Source organism: Streptosporangium amethystogenes subsp. fukuiense, assembly GCF_042665875.1.
Lineage (GTDB): Bacteria > Actinomycetota > Actinomycetes > Streptosporangiales > Streptosporangiaceae > Streptosporangium > Streptosporangium fukuiense.
Genome location: NZ_JBHTEE010000001.1, coordinates 454,228 through 475,461 on the forward strand (window position 1 = coordinate 454,228; position 21,234 = coordinate 475,461).

General features: G+C 70.1%; 21 protein-coding genes. 11 read left to right on the forward strand and 10 right to left on the reverse strand.

Annotated elements, in window-relative coordinates:
- Nucleotides 1-24: 24 nt before the first annotated feature.
- Together ACFQVD_RS02040 and ACFQVD_RS02045 are read right to left on the reverse strand one after the other, a co-directional pair.
- Nucleotides 25-1,119, reverse strand: coding sequence for a M20 family metallopeptidase (locus tag ACFQVD_RS02040; protein ID WP_343967362.1), 1,095 nt, complete (start codon nt 1,117-1,119; stop codon nt 25-27).
- The gene (locus ACFQVD_RS02045) at nt 1,116-2,162 is read right to left on the reverse strand and encodes a LacI family DNA-binding transcriptional regulator (RefSeq protein WP_343967360.1); all 1,047 of its coding nucleotides are present in this window, start codon (nt 2,160-2,162) and stop codon (nt 1,116-1,118) included. Before ACFQVD_RS02045 ends, ACFQVD_RS02040 begins: the two co-directional genes overlap by 4 nt.
- A gap of 207 nt (nt 2,163-2,369) precedes the next feature.
- Between ACFQVD_RS02045 and ACFQVD_RS02050 the strand changes: the two genes are divergently transcribed.
- Genes ACFQVD_RS02050 through ACFQVD_RS02075 form a run of 6 tightly spaced genes read left to right on the forward strand, consistent with a single transcriptional unit; the run spans nt 2,370 to nt 7,894 of the window.
- Entirely contained in the window at nt 2,370-3,353 is a 984-nt protein-coding gene (locus tag ACFQVD_RS02050; RefSeq protein ID WP_343967358.1) for a substrate-binding domain-containing protein, read from the forward strand.
- A gap of 17 nt (nt 3,354-3,370) precedes the next feature.
- Complete coding sequence (locus ACFQVD_RS02055) at nt 3,371-4,144, forward strand: ATP-binding cassette domain-containing protein (protein ID WP_343967355.1); 774 nt, start codon at nt 3,371-3,373, stop codon at nt 4,142-4,144.
- A complete protein-coding gene (locus tag ACFQVD_RS02060; protein ID WP_343967352.1) occupies nt 4,141-5,142 on the forward strand; it encodes an ABC transporter permease in 1,002 nt (333 codons plus the stop codon). Before ACFQVD_RS02055 ends, ACFQVD_RS02060 begins: the two co-directional genes overlap by 4 nt.
- A complete protein-coding gene (locus ACFQVD_RS02065; RefSeq protein WP_343967349.1) occupies nt 5,139-6,194 on the forward strand; it encodes a phosphotriesterase family protein in 1,056 nt (351 codons plus the stop codon). The genes ACFQVD_RS02060 and ACFQVD_RS02065 overlap by 4 nt, the downstream gene beginning before the upstream one ends.
- A 10-nt stretch (nt 6,195-6,204) precedes the next feature.
- The gene (locus ACFQVD_RS02070; protein WP_343967346.1) at nt 6,205-6,954 is read left to right on the forward strand and encodes a glutamine amidotransferase; all 750 of its coding nucleotides are present in this window, start codon (nt 6,205-6,207) and stop codon (nt 6,952-6,954) included.
- A gap of 1 nt (nt 6,955) precedes the next feature.
- A complete protein-coding gene (locus tag ACFQVD_RS02075; protein ID WP_343967344.1) occupies nt 6,956-7,894 on the forward strand; it encodes a nucleoside hydrolase in 939 nt (312 codons plus the stop codon).
- 106 nt (nt 7,895-8,000) lie between these two features.
- Here ACFQVD_RS02075 and ACFQVD_RS02080 read toward each other — a convergent pair whose 3' ends face one another.
- Genes ACFQVD_RS02080 through ACFQVD_RS02095 form a run of 4 tightly spaced genes read right to left on the reverse strand, consistent with a single transcriptional unit; the run spans nt 8,001 to nt 12,763 of the window.
- Entirely contained in the window at nt 8,001-9,797 is a 1,797-nt protein-coding gene (locus ACFQVD_RS02080; RefSeq protein ID WP_386274237.1) for a glycoside hydrolase family 127 protein, read from the reverse strand.
- Entirely contained in the window at nt 9,790-10,575 is a 786-nt protein-coding gene (locus ACFQVD_RS02085; RefSeq protein ID WP_343967340.1) for a carbohydrate ABC transporter permease, read from the reverse strand. Before ACFQVD_RS02085 ends, ACFQVD_RS02080 begins: the two co-directional genes overlap by 8 nt.
- A complete protein-coding gene (locus ACFQVD_RS02090; protein WP_343967338.1) occupies nt 10,572-11,504 on the reverse strand; it encodes a carbohydrate ABC transporter permease in 933 nt (310 codons plus the stop codon). Before ACFQVD_RS02090 ends, ACFQVD_RS02085 begins: the two co-directional genes overlap by 4 nt.
- Nucleotides 11,501-12,763: an ABC transporter substrate-binding protein gene (locus tag ACFQVD_RS02095; protein ID WP_343967337.1), complete on the reverse strand. Its 1,263-nt coding sequence runs from the start codon at nt 12,761-12,763 to the stop codon at nt 11,501-11,503. Before ACFQVD_RS02095 ends, ACFQVD_RS02090 begins: the two co-directional genes overlap by 4 nt.
- A 207-nt stretch (nt 12,764-12,970) precedes the next feature.
- Here ACFQVD_RS02095 and ACFQVD_RS02100 point away from each other — a divergent pair, with 207 nt between their 5' ends.
- A complete protein-coding gene (locus ACFQVD_RS02100; protein ID WP_343967335.1) occupies nt 12,971-13,993 on the forward strand; it encodes a LacI family DNA-binding transcriptional regulator in 1,023 nt (340 codons plus the stop codon).
- Between the two features lie 117 nt (nt 13,994-14,110).
- Here the strand turns inward: ACFQVD_RS02100 and ACFQVD_RS02105 are convergent, their stop codons facing one another.
- The gene (locus ACFQVD_RS02105; protein ID WP_343967333.1) at nt 14,111-15,094 is read right to left on the reverse strand and encodes an MBL fold metallo-hydrolase; all 984 of its coding nucleotides are present in this window, start codon (nt 15,092-15,094) and stop codon (nt 14,111-14,113) included.
- A gap of 203 nt (nt 15,095-15,297) precedes the next feature.
- Nucleotides 15,298-16,188, reverse strand: coding sequence for a serine hydrolase (locus tag ACFQVD_RS02110; protein WP_343967331.1), 891 nt, complete (start codon nt 16,186-16,188; stop codon nt 15,298-15,300).
- 118 nt (nt 16,189-16,306) lie between these two features.
- Between ACFQVD_RS02110 and ACFQVD_RS02115 the strand changes: the two genes are divergently transcribed.
- The 3 genes from ACFQVD_RS02115 to ACFQVD_RS02125 all read left to right on the forward strand — a co-directional run bounded on the left by ACFQVD_RS02115 (nt 16,307) and on the right by ACFQVD_RS02125 (nt 19,000).
- On the forward strand, nt 16,307-17,359 hold the full coding sequence (locus ACFQVD_RS02115; protein WP_343967329.1) for a LysR family transcriptional regulator: 1,053 nt from the start codon (nt 16,307-16,309) through the stop codon (nt 17,357-17,359).
- Between the two features lie 415 nt (nt 17,360-17,774).
- The gene (locus tag ACFQVD_RS02120) at nt 17,775-17,987 is read left to right on the forward strand and encodes a DUF5999 family protein (protein WP_343967327.1); all 213 of its coding nucleotides are present in this window, start codon (nt 17,775-17,777) and stop codon (nt 17,985-17,987) included.
- A 281-nt stretch (nt 17,988-18,268) separates the two neighbouring features.
- Nucleotides 18,269-19,000, forward strand: coding sequence for a DsbA family oxidoreductase (locus tag ACFQVD_RS02125; protein WP_343967325.1), 732 nt, complete (start codon nt 18,269-18,271; stop codon nt 18,998-19,000).
- 49 nt (nt 19,001-19,049) lie between these two features.
- Here the strand turns inward: ACFQVD_RS02125 and ACFQVD_RS02130 are convergent, their stop codons facing one another.
- Complete coding sequence (locus ACFQVD_RS02130; protein WP_343967323.1) at nt 19,050-19,673, reverse strand: thymidine kinase; 624 nt, start codon at nt 19,671-19,673, stop codon at nt 19,050-19,052.
- 142 nt (nt 19,674-19,815) lie between these two features.
- Complete coding sequence (locus tag ACFQVD_RS02135; RefSeq protein WP_343967321.1) at nt 19,816-20,451, reverse strand: SRPBCC family protein; 636 nt, start codon at nt 20,449-20,451, stop codon at nt 19,816-19,818.
- Between the two features lie 278 nt (nt 20,452-20,729).
- Here ACFQVD_RS02135 and ACFQVD_RS02140 point away from each other — a divergent pair, with 278 nt between their 5' ends.
- Nucleotides 20,730-21,173: a hypothetical protein gene (locus ACFQVD_RS02140; protein WP_343967319.1), complete on the forward strand. Its 444-nt coding sequence runs from the start codon at nt 20,730-20,732 to the stop codon at nt 21,171-21,173.
- The last annotated feature ends 61 nt before the right edge of the window (nt 21,174-21,234 follow it).

Here is a 21,234-nt window from a genome sequence, read left to right on the forward strand (position 1 = left end):
CAACCTCCGCCGAGGAACGGAGCGCTAGGGGGCCGAGAGTCCCGCCAGGGCGCCGGCGTAGATCTCGACGGCCTCCTCGATCCGGGGAATCTCGCAGTACTCGTCGGTGACGTGCGCCTGCTCCGGCTCCCCGGGGCCGCAGATCACGGTGGGGGCGTCACCGCAGGCGGTGGCCAGCACCGAGGCGTCGGTGAAGTAGCTGGCGGCCGGTCGCTCGCCCGGGGGACGGGCCCCCGCGGCGACCAGGACCCGCACGAAGGGGTCGTCCGGGTCGGTCCACACCGAGGGCAGGTCGGTCAGCACCTCCAGCGAGGTCTCCCCGTCGAGCCTCTCCCGGAGCCGCTCGCGTAGCTCCGTGTGGTCCTGACCGGTGACCGTGCGCATGTCGACGGTCGCCTCGGCGAGGTCGGGGACGGAGTTCACGTTGATCCCGCCGTGTACGGTCCCCACGTTCACGGTCGGCGCGCCGAGCCAGGGATGAGGGGACACGCCGGGATCGAAGCGCTCGACGGCGCCGATCGCGCGGGCCAGCTTGTAGATCGCGTTGTCGCCCAGGTGGGGCATCGAGCCGTGGGCGGTCCGGCCGTGGGCGGTCGCCTTCAGCCAGAGCGCGCCCTTGTGCCCGAGCAGGGCGCGGTTCGCGGTCGGCTCGGCGACCAGCAGCCCCCGGGACCGGCTGACCAGTCCACGGGCGACCATGTCGATCGCCCCCTCGCAGCCGGTCTCCTCTCCCGCGGTGAGGACGATCTCCAGCGCCACCCGGTGGTTCGGCCCGCGCACGTGCCGCTCGGCGGCGACGACCAGCGCGGCCACCCCGGCCTTCATGTCGCTCGACCCCCGCCCGTAGAGTCGGTCGCCGTCCACCTCCGCGGTGTGCGGCTCGTGCGTCCACGGCCGGCCGCCCAGCGGGACCGTGTCGAGGTGACCGGTGAGGGTGACGGGCACGCCCGTGCCCCATCGGGCCACCAGTCCGGTACGGCCGGGCGCGTGGTCGTGCGCCCGCACCTCGAAACCGGCGGCCTCCAGCCTGCGGGCGAGCGGCTCGGCGACCGCGGCCTCGCCGCCGCCCACCGAGTCGATCCTGATCAGCTCGCGGGTCAGTGCCACGACGTCGGTCATGTCGTTTCCCTGCCTTCCTGACCGTCCCCGGTCATGGTTCCTCCGGTCGCGAGGCGGCTGGTCTCCCGTACGACGAGCCGGGGCGCGATCGCGATGCGTTGCGCGGCCCGTGGCTCGCCCACCCGCACCTGGCCCAGCAGGCGTACCGCCTCGGCCGCCATCTCCTCCACCGGCTGGCGCACGGTGGTGAGCGGCGGGTCGCACATCGCCGCGTGGCCGACGTCGTCGAATCCCACCACCGACACCTCCTCGGGAACGCGTACGCCGCCGAGCCGCAGCGCTCGCAGCAGGCCGACCGCGATCTCGTCGTTCCCGCAGACCACCGCGTCCGGCAGGGGGCCGTCGGCCAGGAGCGACCGCCCGGCCTCGAAGCCCCAGGCGAGGGTGAACTCGCCGAGCAGCGGCGACCTGGCGGCGATCCCGGCGCGGGCCGTGGCGAGCTGGAAGCCGGCCAGCCGCAACCTCGCGGAGGAGTTCATCAGGCGGCTGCTGACGAAGACGACGGAGCGTGCTCCTCCGGCGACCACATGGTCGACCGCCTGGGCCAGCGCCGAGTCGTCGTCCACGCCGACCCAGTCGGCTCCGCCGCCCTCGATGTAGCGGTCCACCTGCACCAGGGGCACCTGCCGGGCGGCGTTCAGGACGGCCGGCGCACTGGCCTCGAAGTCGCACGGACTGATGATCAGGCCGTCCACCCGCCGGGCCAGCAACGTGTTCAGCCGCCGGGCCTCGATCTCGGGCGTGTACAGGGAGGCGCACAGCAGCAGGTCGCGCCCGGTCTCCTGGAGCTGATGCTCCACCGCTTCGACGATCGTGGTGAAGAACGGGTTGCCGATGCCGGGAACGATCATGCCGATCGTTCCGGTGGTCTGGTCGCGCAGTGCCTTGGCGACGGCGTTCGGCCGGTAGCCCAGCTCGGCGGCGGCCTGTTTCACCCGCTCGGCCACCTCGGGGGTGACCTTGCGGCGGCCGGACAGGGCACGCGAGGCCGAGGCCACGGAGACGCCGGCCGCTCTGGCCACGTCGTGGATTGTCACGCCCATGTTGTGTAATCGATTTCCCTGGTCGCGCTGAGGATAACCGGTCGCCTCCCCGCCACGTGAGGTCGCTCAGGTGCGGGTTGTTAGAACCATAGAGCGTCCACGGCCTTACGTCACCTTGACGAGGGTTTGCCCTGGTCGCTACCATCCCCGGACATTGGTAATCGATTACCAAGCCCCCCTGTATCAGCGTCTCGAAAGGCTGATTCGATGGCACGACCGACTCGCTTCACCCGCCTGACCGCCGTCACGGCGATCCTTGCAACCGGTCTGCTGGCCGCGGCATGTGGCGGCACGGATTCCGCCGACAGCGCGCCCTCGGCCGACGGCGGAGAAAAGCCGAAGATCGGCCTGGTGCAGATCAACCAGCAGGCGATCTTCTTCAACGAGATGAACGCCGGCGCCCAGCAGGCCGCGGAGGAGGCGGGCGTCGACCTCACGATCTTCAACGCCAACGACGACTCCGTGAAGCAGAACGAGGCCATTGACAACTTCGTTCAGCAGCAGTTCGACGGCGTCATCGTGGTGGCCATCGACGTCGAGGGCATCAAGCCCGCCGTCAAGATCGCCAAGGACGCGGGACTGAAGGTCGTGGCCGTCGACGCGATCGTGGACTCCCCGGCGGTCGACACCCAGGTGGGCGTGGACAACGCCGAGGCGGCCAAGCAGATGGGCACATTCGTCAACGAGTGGGCCAAGGAGCAGAACGTGGCCGTGCCGAACATCGGCGTGGTCGGCGCGCTCAACTCATTCATCCAGAACCTGCGCAAGGACGGTTTCAACTCGACCGTCGAGGCGGCCGGCGCCAAGATCGTCCAGACCGTGGACGGGCAGAACAAGCAGGAGGCCGCCCTGGCCGCCGCCGAGAACCTGCTCACCTCGCGCTCGGACCTCACCGCCGTGTACGCCACCGGAGAGCCCGCGCTGCTCGGCACGGTGGCCGCGGTGAAGTCGCAGAACGCGAACGACCGGGTCAAGGTCTTCGGCTGGGACCTCACCAAGGAGGCGATCGACGGCATCGACGCCGGCTTCGTCGCCGGAGTCGTGCAGCAGGACCCCAGGACCGAGGGCTACGAGGCGGTCAAGGAGATCAAGGCACTGGTCGGAGGCGCGCAGGCCAAGAAGACCATCGATGTGCCCGTCACGATCGTGACCAAGGAAAACGTCGACAAGTACCGCTCCACGTTCAAGTGAGCGGCGGAGAGACCCCTATGAGCGAATACGAGGCGACCGGCACGGACCGTGTGGTCATGCGCGACATCCGCAAACGCTACGGGATGGTCGACGCGCTGCGCGGGGCCAACCTGCGGGTCGGCGCGGGTGAGGTGGTGGGACTGGTCGGCGACAACGCCGCCGGCAAGTCCACCCTGATGAAGGTGCTCGCGGGCACCGTGGTGCCGGACTCCGGGCAGATCGTCTTCGACGGTCGCGAGGTGTCCTTCGCCACTCCCCGTGACGCCCGTGAGCTGGGGATCGAGATGGTCTACCAGGACCTCGCGCTCTGCGACGACATCGACGTGGCGGGCAACCTGTTCCTCGGCCGCGAACCGCGCCGGGCCGGTGGCCTGCTGCTGGACATCCAGCGGATGCACCGGGACGCGCGCCGTCAACTCGACGCGCTCAACATTCGGATCCCCCTCACCGACATCCCGGTGGGAGGGCTCTCCGGCGGCCAGCGGCAGGCGGTCGCCATCGCCCGCGCGGTCACCTTCGGCCCCAAACTGCTCATCCTCGACGAGCCCACGGCCGCGCTCGCCGTGGCCGAGGTCGAGACCGTGCTGGAACTGATCAAGACCGTCTCCTCCCAGGGGGTCTCGGTGATCCTGATCACCCATCGCCTCCAGGACCTGTTCCGAGTCTGCGACCGGCTCTGCGTGATGTACGAGGGGACGCTCCGCGCCGACCTCGACGCCCGCAGCACCAGCCTGGAGCGGCTCGTGTCGGAGATCGTCGCCCACGACCAGCCCGAGGGAGCGCGGTCATGACCGTCGTCAGTGAGAGGGTGGTCACCACCCGGTCGGCCCGCCTCACCGCTCACATCGGCAGCCACGCCCAGACCATCGCCATCGGGGCGGTGCTGGTCCTGCTGCTGATCTTCTTCTCGTTCTCCGCCGACCGCTTCGCCACCGTCGGCAACCTGCTCAACCTGATCCGGCAGATCTCCCCGACCCTGATCGTCGCGGTCGCGATGACCTTCGTGATCAGTACCTCCGGCATCGACCTGTCGGTCGGCTCGACGGTCGCGCTGTCCGGATCGTTGCTGGCCATCGTCCTGCAGCAGGGCTGGGACCCCAGCCTCGCGCTCATCGCGATCCTCGCGCTCGGCGCGGCGATCGGATTCGTCAACGGCTGGTTCTCCTCCTACCAGGGCGTCCCGGCCTTCATCGTCACCCTGGCCATGCTTTCGATCCTCCGGGGCACCGCCCTGCGCGCGACCGAGGGCTACTCGACCCCGATCGACGGCGAGTTGTGGATCGTCCAGCTCGGCCAGGGCCGCATCGCCGGAGTGCCGGTGCCGGCCATCATCGCCGTGGTGGTCGCACTGCTCGGCTGGCTGGTCCTCACCCGCACGCCGTTCGGCCGCTACGTGATCGGTCTCGGTTCCAACGGCGAGTCGCTGCGCCGTACCGGTGTGAACACCCGCAGGATCGGGCTCACCGTCTACGTGCTGGCCGGTCTGGCCGCCGCGCTCGCCGGAGTGCTGATCGCCACCCGGCTCAGCTCCGGGTCGTCGAACGCGGGCACCGGTTTCGAGCTGGAGGTCATCACGGCCGTCGTGCTCGGCGGGACCAGTCTGTTCGGTGGCAGGGCCAGCATGCTCGGCACCATCTTCGGCGCCCTCACCCTCGGCGTCATCGCCAATGGCCTGGTACTGCTGCACGTCTCGCCGTTCTACGTGCAGATCGTGCAGGGCGGCATCCTGCTGCTGGCCATCTTCGCGAACAACAAGGTGTGGGCGAAGTTCGGAGCGGTACGGAAATGACCGGTGTGCCCGAGGCGGTCACCGTCTCCACGGTGCTCGGTGAGGTGCCCGTCGCCGAACTCGGCATCACGCTCTGCCACGAGCACCTGCGTAACGACGGCGCCAGCGCCTGGCACCCCGCCCCCGAGGGCGACGCGGAAGGTGAGCTGATCGCCGGCTCGCCGGTGCGGATGGAGTTCCTCGGCCGGCTGCGGTCGGATCCCTACCTCTCCCGGGACAACGTGTCCCTCGACGACACCGGAGTGGCGATCGAGGAGGTGGCCCGGTTCGCGGCCCGTGGGGGCCGCACCGTGCTGGACGTCACCCCGGAGGGCATCGGCCGCGCGCCGGCGGAGCTGGCCCGCATCGCCCGCGCCACCGGTCTGAACATCGTGATGGGCTGCGGCTTCTACCTGGAACGCACCCACCCGGCCCGGGTTCGCGGCATGAGCGCCGCCGACGTCGCCGACGAGATCGAGCGAGATCTGGTCGACGGCACCGGGGGAGTGCGCGCCGGGGTGATCGGTGAGATCGGGATCTCCCCGGACTTCACCCCGGCCGAGGAGAAGGTGCTCCGCGGCGCCGCCCGGGCCCAGGCCCGCACCGGAGTGCCGCTTTCGGTGCACCTGCCAGGGTGGGTGCGGTACGGCCACCGGGTGCTCGACGTCGTCGCCGAGGAGGGCGGCCTCCTCGGCGCCACCGTGCTGTCACACATGAACCCCAGCCTGCACGAGCGCGACTACCAGGTGTCCCTCGCAGCCCGGGGGGCCTACCTCGGATACGACATGTGCGGCATGGACTACCTCTACCCCGGAGAGGGCCAGTCGCCGTGCGACGAGGAGAACGCGGCCGCCGTCGCCTGGCTGGTCCGGTCCGGCCTGGGCGGCAGGCTGCTGCTCTCCCAGGACGTGTTCCTCAAGACCATGCTGGTCAGGAACGGCGGAACCGGCTACGCGCACATCCTCACGCACTTCGTGCCGCGTCTGCACCGCCACGGGCTGACCTCCGAGGACACCACCCAGTTGCTCGTCGCCAACCCGTGCGAGCTCTTCACCACCGCGAAGAAACCCTGAAGGAGAAATCATGACCCGCGTGCTGGTCGCCGGTGAGACGTGGGTGAGCGAGTCGACCCACTACAAGGGTTTCGACTCGTTCACCACCACGACGTACCACACCGGCTTCGAGCCACTGCGCGACGCACTGGTCGCGGACGGCATCGAGGTCGACCACCTGCCCGCGCACGACGTGCCCAAGCTGTTCCCCGGGACGCTCGACGAGCTGGCGGCCTACGACGTCGTCGTGCTCTCCGACATCGGCGCCAACAGCATCCTGCTGCACCCCGACACCTGGCTGCACAGCAGGAAGTCGGTGAACCGGCTCGACGTGCTGGAGAGCTGGGTGGAGCAGGGCGGCGGCCTGGCGATGGCCGGTGGCTACCTCAGTTTCCAGGGCATCGAGGCGAAGGCGGCCTTCCGCGGCACCCCCGTGGAGCGGGTGCTCCCCGCCCGGATCTCCCCCTACGACGACCGGGTGGAGGCCCCGCAGGGTCTTCCGGGCGTCGTCGTCGATCCGGCCCATCCCATCGTGGGCGGGCTGCCCGCCGACTGGCCCGACCTGCTCGGCTACAACCGCTTCGAGGTCCCTGAGGACGCCCGGCTGCTCGCCACCGTCGGGGCCGACCCGCTGCTCGCCGTACGGCAGGCGGGGGCGGGCCGCACCCTCGCCTGGGCCTCCGACATCGCCCCGCACTGGTGCCCCGAGGAGTTCGTCACCTGGGACGGTTACCGCACTCTCTTCACCCAGGCCGTGCGCTGGCTGGCGAAGGAGATCTGACATGCCGATCCCGGTGATCCTCGACTGCGATCCGGGTCACGACGACGCCCTGGCCATCCTGCTGGCGGTGGCCGACCCGGCGATCGACCTGCGCGCGGTCGCCACCGTCGCCGGCAACCAGACCGTGGCGAAGACCGCTCTCAACGCGCGGCGGATGCTCAGCCTGGCGGGGGCCGCCGGGGTGCCGGTCGCGGCCGGTTGCGACCGGCCGCTCGCCGGTCCGCTGGAGATCGGCGACTACGTGCACGGTGAGAGCGGGCTGGACGGCCCGGCCTTCGGCGAGCCCGACGTGCCCCTCGATCCGCGCCACGGTGTCGAGCTCATCCACGACACGCTCGCCGCCGCCGACGAGCCGGTGACGGTCGTGGCCATCGGGCCGTTGACCAACATCGCCACGCTGTTGCGCCGTCACCCCGGTGACCGCGATCGGATTCGCGAGATCGTGATCATGGGGGGCTCCACCGAACGCGGCAACCACACGCCCTACGCCGAGTTCAACATCTACGCCGACCCGGAGGCGGCGGCGGAGGTGCTCGGCAGCGGCGTCCCGACCACCTGGGTGGGTCTCAACGTCAGCCACCAGGCGCTCGTCACCGCGGACGTCCTCGACCGCATCGCCGCGCTCGACACCCCGCTGGCCCGTGTCTGCGTGGAACTTCTCACCTTCTTCGGCTCCAGCTACCACCAGACTTGGGGATTCGAGGCGCCACCGCTGCACGATCCGATCACCCTCGCCTACCTGATCGACCCCGCGGTCCTCACGCGTGTCCGCGTGGGCCTGCGGGTCGAGCTGGACGGCGTGCACACCCGGGGCGCCACCGTGGCCGACCTGCACGGCCGGATGGACTGGGAGCCCAACGCGGACGTCGGAACCGTGCTCGACCGGGACCGCTTCTGGGACATCATGATCGGTGCGATCGACACCCTCGGCCGGAGCTGAGGCACCCGGTACGGAGTGCAGCTCACCGGCCGCCCGTCTCGAAGAGATCACGGCCGGGCCGGATGGCCACGACCCGCCCGCGCGTCCTGATGCGGAACGGCGCGGGTCAGGCCAGCGGCAACCACACGCGCATGCTGACCGGACCCCGGTTGCCCCAGCGGTGGTAGGGGATCAGCCGCAGCGGGATCTCCCGTCCGGTCGTCGCCCGCGGATCGCTCCGGTAAGGCCAGGCGTCGTCCTCCGGCGGCGTCAGCGCGGCCGGGACGTCCAGCTCGACGGCTCCGTCGACGTGCCGTTCGACCGGCGCGAGGGGTTCCGCCGTGACCCGCGCCAGCGGCGGCTCGTCGGCGGCGGACTCGGCGCAGTAGACGAGCGGACCGCGTTCGACGGCGGCGCACCCGCGAACCGCGTCCACCCGCCGGTCGGGGAAGGTCCAGCGGGGCCGCACCGGCAGGTCGAGCCGGATCCGGTCTCCCGGCCGCCAGTCGGCCTCGGCCGTGGCGTAGCCGGGTTCGGCCGGATGCGCCACGCCGCCGTAGGTCAGGGTCGCGCCCTCGGCCCAGGGCGGTACGCGCAGCGAGATCCGGCCGGCCCGGCCCTCGACGACGTGCGCGGTCACCGTGCCCGACCAGGGGTAGTCCGTCTCGATCCGGAGCGCGAGACCGTCGTGGCGGATCTCACCGGGCGTGTAGTGGTGGATGCGCAGGGCGTCGCCGTCCGCCGCGGCCAGGTAGGCGGGGAGCGAGGCGAGGGTGCGGGCGATGTTGTTGGGGCAGCACGACACGTCGAACCAGGGCGAGCGCAGGCCGCCCTCGGCGCCGTGGTTGACCCCCTCGCACGGCTCGGCCGGAACCCGTACCTGCAGCGGGTTGGCGTAGAAGAACGAGCGCCCGTCCAGCGCCACCGCCGTGGCGAGCACGTTGTACATGGTCCGCTCGGCCAGGTCGGCGTAGCGCGCGTCGCCGGTGGCCAGCAGCAGCCGGTGCGACAACATGATCGAGGCGATGCCCGCGCAGGTCTCGGAGTAGGCGCGGTCGGCCGGCAGCTCGAAGTCCTCGCCGAAGGCCTCGTCGGAGTGGTGTGAGCCCATCCCGCCGGTCAGGTGGACACGCCGGGCGACAGTGCGCTCCCACTGTGCCCGGACCGCCTGGAGCAGCTCCGTGTCACCGGTCTCGACGGCCACGTCCACCGCGCCGCAGGCGAGATAGAGGGCGCGCACGGCGTGCCCGCGGAACACCCGCGCCCGCCGTACGGGCAGATCGTCCTGGAAGTACGCGGGATGGAACTGGATCTCGCCGAGGGCGGGCCGGCCGCGCCGCTCGACGAACCGCCGGGCCATCTCCAGATAGCGCTCGGTCCCGGTGACGCGGTACAGCTCGACCAGTGCCGCCTCCACCACGGGATGACCGCAGGTCTCCTCGGTGTCCATGAAGCGGGCGCAGACGTGGTCGGCGGCCCGGCGGACCACCTCGGTCAGCGTGTCCTCGCCGTGCGCGCGGAGCCTGGCGACGCCCGCCTGGATCAGGTGGCCGTAGCAGTACAGCTCGTGGCCCCACTCGAAGTCGGTGTAGCGCCGCCCGCTCCAGCGGGTGTTGAGGTAGCCGTCCTCCTCCTGCGCCCGCGCCACGGTCGCGGCCAGCTCGTCCAGGGCGGGGTGGTCCGACCAGGCCATCGCCTCCAGCAGCTTGTAGATCTCCGAGTCGGAGAACTCCCGGCCCCGCCGGGGAGTCACGCCGCGGAAGTTGCCGATCCAGCCGACCCGTTCCATCCACTCCTGGCAGTGGGTGATGATGACCTCGCGGTTGAGCGCCACCCGGTCACCCCAGAAACCCGGGGAGAGCCGTACGGCCTCGAGACCGAGCGGGGACAGTACCCCCGCCGAGGGCATGACGGGACTAACCACGCAGGGCTCCTGACATGAATCCGCGCACGTAGTGGCGCTGGAGGAGGATGAAGAGGATCAGGCAGGGCACGGCCATGACCATGACGCCGGCCTGCAACATGCCGTAGTCGACGGCGCCGAACGTGCGCTGTGTCATGCTGACCACGGCCACCGGCAGGGTGAAGCTCGCACCGTCGTTGAGCAGGATGAGCGGGGCGAAGAAGTCGTTCCACGAGGCCAGGAAGGCGAACAGGCCGACCGTGACCAGGGCGGGCCGCACCGCGCGCAGCAGGATGCGGGCGAAGGCGCGGAACGTGCCGCAGCCGTCGACGAGGGCGGCCTCCTCCAGTTCGCGCGGGATCGCCTCGAAGGCGTTGCGCATCATGAACAGCGCGAACGGCAGCTGGAACATCACGAAGACGAGCGCGAGCCCGACCAGCGAGTTCTGCAGCCCGAGGTAGCCGAGCAGGACGTAGAGCGGGATCAGGATGGTCGCGTACGGCACCATCAGGATCGCCAGCGTGGCGAGGAAGAGCAGGTTCCTGCCGGGGAAGTCGAAACGGGCGAAGGCGTAGCCGCCCAGGGCGGAGACTCCCAGCGTGCCGGCGACGGTCATCGCCGAGACCAGCACGCTGTTGGTCAGGTAGGTGCCGACGCCCTCGCCGAAGCGGGCCATCTCCAGGTAGTTCCCGACCCCGCCGTCGAAGGAGGACCAGCCGCTCCACAGCAGGGGGAACAGGAAGAGCACCGCCAGGGCCGACATCGTGGTGTAGTAGGGCGTTCTCCCCGGTCTTCTCACTTCGACCTCCCGAGCACCCGCATCTGCAGGGCGTTGAGCGCGACCAGGGCGACCAGCAGCACGACGGACAGCGCCGCGGCGCCGCCCAGGTCGAAGCGGAAGAACGCGTCGCGGTAGACGACCATGACCATGGAGACCGTGCTGTTGTCCGGGCCGCCGTTGGTGAAGATGAAGAACTGGTCGAAGGCGAGCAGGGAGCCGGTGACGCTGAGGACGAGCATCAGCGCGAGCGTGGGACGGAGCAGCGGCAACGTGATCCTGGTGAAGATCTGCCGGCGGCTCGCGCCGTCGCTCCTGGCCGCCTCGTAGACCTCGACCGGGATCGACTGCAGCCCGGTGAGCAGGATGAGCATGTTGAATCCGGCGAACCGCCACAGCACCAGCGCGATCGTGGAGAACAGCGCCATGTTCGGGGTCCCGGTCCACTTCACCGGCTCGTCGGTGAGGCCCAGGGCCCGCAGGATCGGGTCGATCGGCCCGAAGTCGTTGTTGAGCATGCCGTAGAAGAGCAGCGCCGCCGCGGCGAAGCCGACCGCGCCCGGCAGGAAGAACGCGGTACGGAAGAAGCCGACACCGGGCCTGCGCTCCTGCACCAGCAGGGCCAGGCCGAGCGCCACGGCCGACAGCAGCACGGTCGTGATGGCCGTGTACTTCAGCGTGAAGCCCACCGCGTCGAGGAAGAGGGGATTGTCGGCGATCTTGAGGTAGTTGTCCGGCGCGTTGAACGTGGCCCGGCCGAGCAGCGGCCAGCGGTTCAGCGACATCCAGACGACCAGTGCCAGCGGTGCCAGGAACAGCACGCCGACGATCAGGGCGGTCGGGGCCGCGTAGACCCAGCCCTGCGCCCGCCGGGTCCGCCACCAGGGAGGCGGTGCCGGGACGGCCCCCCGCACCGCCTTCCCGTCGCGCCTGGTAAGTGTCACCGTCATTGCTGCAGCGACTTGGTGATCTCGGCGTTGAGCTGGGCGACCTTGCCCGCGTCACCGAACACGGCCTCCCTGGCCAGGCGCAGCCACGGCCCCTGCGGGTCGTTGAAGGTCTGCCCGAACCGCAGCGCGTACGGTGTCTGTCCCTTGGCGACCATGGAGTTCATCAGCACCACCCTCGGGTCCTGGGCGGAGTACTTGTTGTCGGCCAGGTCGGTGCGGGCTGGGATGTCCTTGTTCTTGGCCATGACCTCGACCTGTGCCTCGTCGGAGACCGTCCAGGACAGGAAGTCCCAGGCGGCGTCGGCGTTCTCGCTGGTCGAAGAGATGCCGACTGAGTCGCCGCCGACGAAGGTGGACTCCCCGCCGTCGGGGCCGGCGATGGGCGCCACGCCGATCCTCATCTCCTTCGGCATCGAGCCGAGCGTGGTCGAGGGCATCGGCATCACGCCGATCTCCCCCTTGGGGAAGAAACCGGTCCAGGTCGGTCCCTGCTCCTCCTTGGCGGTCGGGCCGGTGACGCCCTTGGCGTAGAGGTCGCGGTAGACCTTGAACACGTCCGTCATGGCGGCCTGGTCGTTGAGCGAGGTCGTGCCCTCGGCGTCCATGACCTGGGCGCCCGAGGCCCACACCGACGGCCAGAAGGTGAACACGTAGCAGCCGCCGCAGTTGCCGCCGAAGAAGGTGCCGTGCACCTTGCCGTCCTTGCCGAGCTTCTCGTCGACGGTCGTGGCCTGCTCGGCGAACTCCTTCAGGGTCGTGGGCCCCTTCTCGGGGTCCAGCCCGGCCTTCTCGTACAGGTCCTTGTTCCAGAACCAGACGGACAGGTCCAGGGTGTGCGGGAGCGTGTACGAGCGGCCGTCCAGCGTGCCCAGCCTGATGTGCGAGGGGGCGAGCTTGTCCTTGTAGGGCAGTGCGGCGATACGGTCGCTGATGTCCAGGTACAGGCCCTGCGAGGTGTAGTTGGGGACGAAGATCACATCCGCCGCGAACACGTCGGGCAGCTGCTTCGCCCCGGCCGCGGCCGCGATGCGCGGCTGGTAGTTGTCCGTCGGGATGACCGTCAGCTTCACCTGGTTCTTGTGGCTCGCGTTGTACGCCTTGACCAGTCGCTCGCTCTGCGCCTGCGTCGCGGCGCGCGTCCACATGGTGATCGTGGTGGCCTCATCGGCGGGAGCGGCGGTCCTCTCGCTCCCGCCGCAGGCCGCCACTGTTGTTAGCGCTAACAATGCGATGGCGGCCATCCCGGCGCGTGGCTGCATGCTCTTCTCCTCTTCCGGCATCCCCCGCGACGCGCGAAATAGAACTAAAAGGTTTTCGGAAACGTAAAAGAAACATCTGGCCCTGTCAATCCCCTGCTGATAGGAGGCTGACCTTGCCATTGGGTGAGACCGAGGGCTACCCTCTGGGTGGCCACCATCGTGATGGCCGATCCCACTGACAGGGCATAGAGAAAAGGATTTCGTCAGATGGCTGGCAGGCGGTCACGTGCGGTGACCATCAGTGACGTGGCCTCGCTGGCCGGCGTGTCGATCGCCACCGTGTCCAAGGCGCTCAACGGGAAGGACAACGTCAGGGCCGACACCCGGCAGCGCGTGCTCGAGGCGGCCGAACAGCTCGCCTTCCGGCCGAACGCGCTCGCCAAGAACCTGCTGACCGGGCAGAGCCGTACGGTCGGCCTGTTGACCAGCGACAGCGCCGGGAGATTCGGGATCCCCGTCCTCCTCGGCGCGGAGAACGCCTTCGGCGCGGGGGAGATGGCGGTGATGCTCTGCGACGCCCGTGGCGACGTCATCCGCGAGCAGCACCACGTCCGCATGCTCCTGTCCCGGCGGGTCGACGGCCTGATCGTGGTGGGGGAGAGCACCAACCCGCGCCCCTCCATCAGCCGTGACCTGCCGGTTCCCGTGGTGTACGCCTACGGTCCCTCCGACGACGCCGACGATGTCTCCTTCGTGCCCGACGACGTGGGCGGCGCGATGCTCGCCGTCCGGCACCTGCTGGCCACCGGACGGCGCAGGATCGCCCATGTCACCGGTCCCACGGACTACAAGGCCGCGATCGACAGGGCCGAGGGGGTGCGGCGGGGGCTCGCCGAGGCCGGTCTCGAACAGGCGGGCGAGACCCTCTTCGGTGCCTGGTCCCAGCGGTGGGGGCGGCAGGCGGCCGAGATGCTGCTGATGGCGCAGCCCGATCTCGACGCGGTGTTCTGCGGTAGTGACCAGATCGCCGCGGGCTTCATGGAAACGGCCAGGGAGCGCGGCCGGCGCCTGCCCGCGGACATCGCGGTGATCGGCTACGACAACTGGGAGGTGCTGTCGGCCGAGACCCGCCCGCTGCTCACCAGCGTCGACCCGAACCTGGAACGGCTGGGGCACACGGCCGCGCAACACCTGTTCGCCGCCATCGACGGGAAGGTCGCCCCCGGCATCCACACCATGCCCTGCCGGCTCGTGATCCGCGACTCCACCGCACCACCAGGCCCTTCCTGAGAGGAGCCGGGAGCCGGGGCCGCCCGGACCTCGGCTCGAACGGCGGGCAGAGGACCCTCCGGCGGCCCGCGCGGTGGCCCCCGTGGCTCCACGCGGTGTTCCGGCCCGGCGCGGACCTCAGCCGAACGTGTACGGCGTCAGGTACTCCGGGGTCACCACCCTTGTCCCGGGGCTGACCCTGCGCACCGTCGCGACGAACTCCGCGAGGCTCTTCTTCGACTTCTCGTCGGCCTGCGGCGGGTTCTTCAGCGCCACTTCGAAGTTGTCCCAGTGCACCGGGACGACCACGCGGGGGTTGCTCAGCGCCCGCAGCAGACGCGGCACGTAGTCGTAGGTGGAGGACGACGAGGTGATGGGAATCATCGCGACATCCGGGGCGAGACCGGCGAGGTTGCGCTCGACGAAGTCGCTGCCGCCCATGAAGAACACGGACGGGCCGCCCTTGACGGTCACCTGGAAGGCCAGGGTGTCACCCTCGGGCAACTCGGAGATGTTCTTCGGCCTCCTCTTCGGCCTGCTCGCCAGCTCTCCGGGGAAGAGCATGGAGTAGTTGGCGTTGCGGCTGTGCAGCGACTCCACCACCTCGACGACGTGGTCGCCGAAGTCCAGCACCTCCCCGCCCTTCACCGGGCTGAGCAGGCCGTCCTTCACGCCGAACGCCAGCGCCAGGTTGCAGGTCGTGGTGGTGCCGACCACCCGGGCCTCGGTCGATGTGGCGATGTACGGGACGTCGTTGAAGTGGTCCCAGTGCGAGTGCGTCACCAGGATCGTCTTCGGGGTGCCCACGTGCCTGCGGATCGTCTTGGTGTCGACGGTCAGCGGGGTGACGGGATTGAAGGCCCCCGAGGACAGACCGGTGTCGAACCGCGTCACGTACGGGTCGACGAGGAACGTCGAGGAGCCCACGTCCACCCGCCAGCCCGAGTTGCCGAGCCAGCGGAACGTCGCCGCGGCCTTCGCCCCGCCCTTCGCGCTGCCCGGCAAAGGCGTCGCGGGGGCGGCCTCGGCGCCGGCCGAGGACAGCAGGAGCCCGGCCATCGGTGCCAGCACCGCACCCGCCGTCGCGGTCCGCAGGAAATCTCTTCTGTCGAATCTGGACACGTCTCTCCCTGGGGTGTGAACCGGAGACCGCCGTCCGGGCGGTTCGATGGGACCCAACCATCGCCCGGCCGCCCGCGTCCAAGATTCAGGGGCGTCGCCTTCCATAGGTGAACACGTATCAGAGCAGTTCACCGGGGTCGGCGGCGCCGGAGAGACGTCGCGGACCGGAGGCCGCGGGGGCTCTCATGCCCAGGGAGCGGGACTCATCCGGGGCCGGCGCGCAGCGCGTCGACGGCGACCCGGGCGGCCTGGCCGATCGCCAGGTCGACATCGATGCGCCGGGTCGCGTGCAGTTGCTCGGTCCTGGCGAACACCGCCACCGCGTACCTCCCGCCACGGGGATACTCGGCGACCCCCGCCTCCATGTGCAGGCCGGGCAGCGTCCCTGTCTTGGCGGCCACCCGCACCTCCGGAGGGAACCCCGAGGCGATCCGCGTCCAGGAGATCTGCCGCGCCATGTAGTCACGCACCGCCGCGCACGCCTGCGGCGGTCCCGCCTCGTCACGCCAGATCAGCCCGAGCAGCCGGGTCATCTCACGTGCGGTGCTCGAGGTCGTGTGACCGGGGTCGAAGACCCGCAGCGCCCAGACCCGCTCGGCGGGCAGGGTCGGGAAGATCCGCGCGAACTCGGCGTCGTCCCGCGCGCCCACATCCGCGAGCATCGACTCCAGCACCTGCCTGGGCCCGCCGATCACCCGCGTGCGCCCCAGTCCCAGCTCCGCGGCCAGCATCTGGACGGTGTCCAGGCCCACCCGGCGCATCAGCAGGTCGGCGGCGGTGTTGTCGCTGACGGACATGGCGAAGTGAGCCAGGTCGCGGAGTGACATCTCCACGTCGTCCGCGCATCCGGCGGTCCCCCAGCCGCCGAGCCTGTCCCCGGCCGTCACCAGCACGCGCTCGGCCGGGTCGAGCTGGCCGGCCGCGGCCTGGCGGGCGAACTCCAGGACCAGCAGCACCTTGAAGATCGAGGCGATCACCACCTGCTCGTCGGCGCGTATCCCGACCTCACGCCCCCCGGTGATGTCCAGCGCGTGCAGATGACCATCCAGGCCGGCCGCCGCGAAGATCTCCGCTATCCGTTCCTCTGTCGACACACCCGCAACGCTATCCAGACCTGACAGCGGCCCGTGACGTGCGGCGGCCGGACGCCTCACCGCCCCCGGAAGGTCTCGGGGGGTGAGGCGCGTGTGCAGGATCGCCTATCGTGGCGCCGTGGACCTTTCCCGGCATCTGCGACATTTCCTCGTCGTCGCCGAAGAGCTGCACTTCGGCCATGCCGCGGAGGTGCTCGGCATCGCCCAGCCGCCGCTCAGCCAGTCGATCCAGCGGCTGGAGCGCGAGCTCGGCGCCGAGTTGTTCGACCGTTCGCGCCGCCAGATCGAGCTCACGGCGGCAGGCCGGCTTCTCGTCGGCGAGGCCAGGCGGTTCCTCGCGGGCGAGGAGCGCCTGCGGGCGATGATGCGCCAGGCCGGTGAGGGCGAGCTGGGAACCCTCCGAGTCGGGGTACCCCCGGAGATCCCGGCCGTGACGCTCCAGGCCCTGCTGCGGCGCGTCACCGAGGACACTCCGGGGCTACACCTGGAGCTCCATGAGCTCACGGTCCCGGAACAGCTCCGCCGCCTGGCCTCCGCCCAGCTCGACGCGGGCCTCGTGCACCACCCCGTCGACACCCCCGGTCTGCTGTACGGCCCGGTCGTGAGGATCCCGCTGGGCGTGGTGCTGCCACGTACCTCCCCCCTGGCCTCCCCCTCGGCGCCGGCACGGTCGGAACCACAACCGGAACCACAACCGGAACCACAACCGGAGCCACGGCGGCGGCCAGGGGCGCGGCCGTGGGAGATCGAGCTGGCCGACCTCGCCGGGCACGACCTCGTCGTCTTCCCCCGCGAGACCTCCCCGGCCTGGTACGACCACCTGCTCGACGTCTGCCGTACGAAGGGTTTCTCCCCGGTGAGGCTCAGGCACGCGCGCAACCCGGAGTTCCTGCTGGGGCTGGTGCTGGCGGGCCACGGGGTGGCGTTCGAGCAGGAGGCGATGGCGCGCAGGGAGCCGCGGGTGATCTGGCGCCCCCTGGCCGGAGACCCTCTCCAGCGAGGCGTCTGCGTCGCCTGGCCGGAACGGTCGGCCCACCCGGCGGCCGCCCGCTTCGCCGTGCTGACCGCCGAGATCCTCGCCCAGCACGGCACCGCAGGAACGCCGCCGCCGGCCCTCGGGGGGGCACCGTCGCCCGAGCCTCGCCCCTGGTCCGTCGTCTACGCCCCCTGACGTCCTCCCGGCGCCGGTCGCGTCCGGTCACCGCCTCGCGATCACGGTCACGGTCGGCCGGTTCCGCCTGCCGCCAGGGGAACCCGGCATCGCAAAGAATGCTCTACCAGGACAGGGCCTTGTCTCTATCGACGGCCGACGAGCCCGGGTGTAGACAAAGATTAATTAACACCAAAAAGATGACAAATTAACACCTTGTTTGCTCAGGGAACGCCGGTAGGAGATCCCGCGTCATGGGCGGGTCATCGGACAGATGGACGCGGCGACGCCGGTGGGGCCACCCACCGGAACCTGGTCGCGTTGGAACGCACGAAATTCCGTGAAGCCGGTGCGCGGCCGGCCGGGAAGGTCGTCCGCGCCGTCTCCCTCCGAGCGGGGAGTCCTTCCCTCAGCCAATCAAGATCGGAGCAAGATCGTGTGCCAGCACATACCCCCCTGTCCGTCCGCGGACGCTTTTGACCATGAGGCGGCGCGTCTCGTGGTCTCTCACCCGGAGCAGGGGTGGGGGCTGCTCTGCAACGGCGTGGTGGTCTTCGAGGACACCGGGGAGCTTATGCCCGACGGACGTAGCATTCCCGCCCATCGCGGCATTCCCGCCCACCACAGCCACTGCGTTGGGGCGGCATGAGAGCGTTCGCCGCTCCAGCCTCCCCCGTGGCCGCCGAGGAGTCCCCTCGCCGGGGGACGGCGCCCCGGCGGCTCTTTTCCGTCCCGGTCCCGGCGCCCATGGCGTGGCGGCCGACCGGCGACCGGCGGCCCGAGAAGGTCGGGTGACGACGCGCCGGATCCACCTCCGCAAGCGGTCGCGTTCCGCTGCTCGGCTCACCCTGGACCTGCGGACTCCGGCGGGCAGGCGGCTGCCGTACTGACCGGTTCCGCCTCACCGGGCGCCGCGGGCGACATCGCGGAATGAGCGGCCCTCCGCACCGGTTGCAGCGGTACGTGAAGGTTGAAATCTACTCAGACATCGTCTGTCCCTGGTGCTACATCGGCCATGCCCGCTTCGCCCGCGCCGTCGAGCGCTACCGGGCCAAGGGCGGGGAGGTGGAGGTCGAGTTCAGGCCGTTCCAGCTCATGCCGGACGCGAAGTCCAACGGCGAGCTCACGCTCACCTGGGCCGCGAAGAAGTTCGGCGGGGCCGAGCGGGCCGCGCAGATGTTCGGGAGAGTGGGCGGGGTCGCCGCGGAGGACGGGCTGGTGCTGGACTTCGACCACGCGATCCAGGCCAACACCTTCGACGCGCACCGCCTCATCCGGCTCGCCGGAGAGCAGGGCAAGGGAGAGGAGGCGCTGTACGCGCTCTTCCGGGCCCACTTCACCGACGGTCTCGACGTCGGCTCGCGCGAGGTGCTCGCCAGGCTGGCCGGCGAGCTCGGCGTACGGGCCGACCTCGACGGTGCGGACGGCGTGGCGGCGGTGCGGGAGGAACTGGCCCGGGCCCGTGCCATCGGCGTCAGTTCGGTGCCGCTCTTCCTGTTCGAGGGCCAGTTCGCCGTCTCCGGCGCCCAGCCCGAGGACACCCTGCTCGCCGCCCTGGAAGAGGTCGCCGAGCGCACCGGGCGGTCACCGGCCGCCAGGGCGGTCAAGGCCGCCCAGTCCGGCGGGGACGCCTGCGACGACGAGGGTTACTGCGCCGTCTGACCGCGCCGTCCGACGGTGCCGTCTGACGGTGCCGGGCCCGCGCGGGAGGTCAGCCGAGCTCGCCGGAGCGGTGGTGGCGGCGGCACAGGACCTGGTAGCGGATCGGAGCGGCGCCGGTGTCGCCGATGACCACCTGCTCGCCGGTACGGGTCATGTTGCCGCCGACCACCCGGGCGTTCAGGCGCCCGGGGCGCCCGCACCAGCACAGCACCTCGACCTGGAGGCGGTTGATCTCGTCGGCCAGCTCGAAGAGTCGCTGGGCGGCGGGGAACATCCGCGAGCGGAAGTCCGATGCCAGGCCGAAGGCGTAGACGTCGATGCCGTAGTCGTCGGTCAGGTCGGCGAGCTGCTCGATCTGGGCGACCGTGTAGAAGCACGCCTCGTCGCAGATGACGTAGTCGATGGGCTGGTGCGCGCGGACCAGGGCCACCAGATCCAGGTCGTCGTCGACCTCGACGGCCTCGCTGCCCAGGCCGATCCGGCTGGTGACCTGCGCGCTGCCCGAGCGGTCGTGTTTGGTGAGCACCAGGCCGCGCCTGCCCTGGCGGCCGTGGTTGTAGTTCATCTGCAGGGCCAGTGTGGACTTGCCGCAGTCCATCGGGCCGAAGTAGAAGCGCAGCACTCCGTCCCGGGAGACGGTGGGAACGGCGGAGAGGGCAGACGTTTCGGTCACGGGGCGCCAGCCTAGTACTTCTGACGTGGTCGGCGATCTCCACCCCTGGTGACCGGTTTGTCGCTTTCGTTGGCCGTGCGACCCCCGCGGTACCGGGGGGCGACGGGGCTCGCCCGGCGGGAGAGCCCCGTCGGGCGGCGGGTCAGAGCAGGCCGCTCTCGATCGCCGCCTTCAGGCCCGCCTGCGTCGCCTGGTGGGAGGAGACGCCGTTGGTCACGGTGAAGTCGATGAGCAGGATGCTCGCCTCGAAGGTGAGGTGTTCGGTGACCCGCGTCCGCCCGTCGCCCAGGTCGGTGAAGACGATCTTCTGATGTGTGACGACGTTCGGCAGCGTCCAGGTGTCGGTCTCGTAGTAGAGGTCGTCGCGGTGGACGCGCTGCTGCGCGTGCGTGTCGCTGGTGACCGGCAGCCCGGCGACCGGGATCTCCTCGACCGCGGTGAAGTTGACGTAGCGCGTTCCTGGTTCGTGCCAATCCGCGTGCGTGACGACCCGCTTCAGGAACGAGTGCATGCCCAGATGGTTGTCGATATCGGAGTAGGCGTCGAACACGTGCTCCACCGGGGCGTTGATCTCGATGGAGACGTCACGCCTGACCTGCTTCCTTCCCGTTGTCGGCAGGGGGGCGGCCAGGCACTCGTAGAACCTGTGGGTGTCCCAGGCGATCTGCCACTGGGCGGCGAGCAGAGGGTCGGTGTCGGCGCGGGCAGGGGTCGAGAAGGCGGTGAGGAGGAGGGCGGCGGACAGCGGGGCCACGAGAAGCCGGAAGAGCTTTGTCACGGATACCTCGGGAGAGAGGGGGAGGTGATGAAAGTCTTCTACCGCATCCGATCATGGTTTCCGTGTTCCGAACGCAGATCGTGATTTTCATGTTTTGTAACGGTCCATCCTTGGGTGTCCGCCTGAGAGGTGGCGGTCTGCGAGCGAGGGGTTTGGAGGGAAGATGTGCTGGTAGAAGTGGGTTGTCCCTGGCTGACATAGCCTGACTGGGCTTGACTTGGCTTGACCGTGAAAAGCGTGGGAGATTCCCTTTGGCATATCGGAAAGTGGGAGAACCAGTGACGACCACCAACAAGACCGCTCCACCCCTCGGCAAGACCCCGGCCACCCTGACCTCCGGCCCCTCCGCGGAGACCGCGGAGATACCGGTGGCGCTCGCGGCGATGATGAGCGAGGACGAGGCCGTCGCCGCCCAGGCCGAGGCGGCTCGCTGGCGGTACGGGTTCTACGTCGTCATCGTGGGGCTCGTGGTCATCCTGATCGGCTTCGCGGTGATCACGCTTCGCGGGGGCGACACGACCGCGCCGTTCGCCGGGCTCGTCGGCGTCTCGGGCGCGATCATCGGCGCCTACTTCGGCGTGCAGATCGGCCAGTCCGGCAAGGACAGGGTCGAGGCCGAGCTGCGCCGTACGAACGAGATCGCCATCCGCCTCGCCGCCAAGGTCCACGCGCATGACGCCGACTCGGTGATCAACACCACCATGGGTCCCCGGCGCCGCTAGGACGGGCACCGCGGATCCGCGGCGGGCCGGCCTCCGGACACCCTCCGGCAGGGCCGGCCTT

Excerpts from the sequence above, each read along its gene's own strand:
- ACFQVD_RS02065 (WP_343967349.1), top strand. The coding sequence starts at position 5,139 with ATGACCGGTGTGCCCGAGGCGGTCACCGTCTCCACGGTGCTCGGTGAG.
- ACFQVD_RS02055 (WP_343967355.1), top strand. The coding sequence starts at position 3,371 with ATGAGCGAATACGAGGCGACCGGCACGGACCGTGTGGTCATGCGCGAC.
- ACFQVD_RS02095 (WP_343967337.1), bottom strand. The coding sequence starts at position 12,763 with ATGCAGCCACGCGCCGGGATGGCCGCCATCGCATTGTTAGCGCTAACA.
- ACFQVD_RS02045 (WP_343967360.1), bottom strand. The coding sequence starts at position 2,162 with ATGGGCGTGACAATCCACGACGTGGCCAGAGCGGCCGGCGTCTCCGTG.
- ACFQVD_RS02090 (WP_343967338.1), bottom strand. The coding sequence starts at position 11,504 with ATGACGGTGACACTTACCAGGCGCGACGGGAAGGCGGTGCGGGGGGCC.
- ACFQVD_RS02040 (WP_343967362.1), bottom strand. The coding sequence starts at position 1,119 with ATGACCGACGTCGTGGCACTGACCCGCGAGCTGATCAGGATCGACTCG.
- ACFQVD_RS02060 (WP_343967352.1), top strand. The coding sequence starts at position 4,141 with ATGACCGTCGTCAGTGAGAGGGTGGTCACCACCCGGTCGGCCCGCCTC.
- ACFQVD_RS02100 (WP_343967335.1), top strand. The coding sequence starts at position 12,971 with ATGGCTGGCAGGCGGTCACGTGCGGTGACCATCAGTGACGTGGCCTCG.
- ACFQVD_RS02075 (WP_343967344.1), top strand. The coding sequence starts at position 6,956 with ATGCCGATCCCGGTGATCCTCGACTGCGATCCGGGTCACGACGACGCC.
- ACFQVD_RS02070 (WP_343967346.1), top strand. The coding sequence starts at position 6,205 with ATGACCCGCGTGCTGGTCGCCGGTGAGACGTGGGTGAGCGAGTCGACC.
- ACFQVD_RS02125 (WP_343967325.1), top strand. The coding sequence starts at position 18,269 with ATGAGCGGCCCTCCGCACCGGTTGCAGCGGTACGTGAAGGTTGAAATC.
- ACFQVD_RS02050 (WP_343967358.1), top strand. The coding sequence starts at position 2,370 with ATGGCACGACCGACTCGCTTCACCCGCCTGACCGCCGTCACGGCGATC.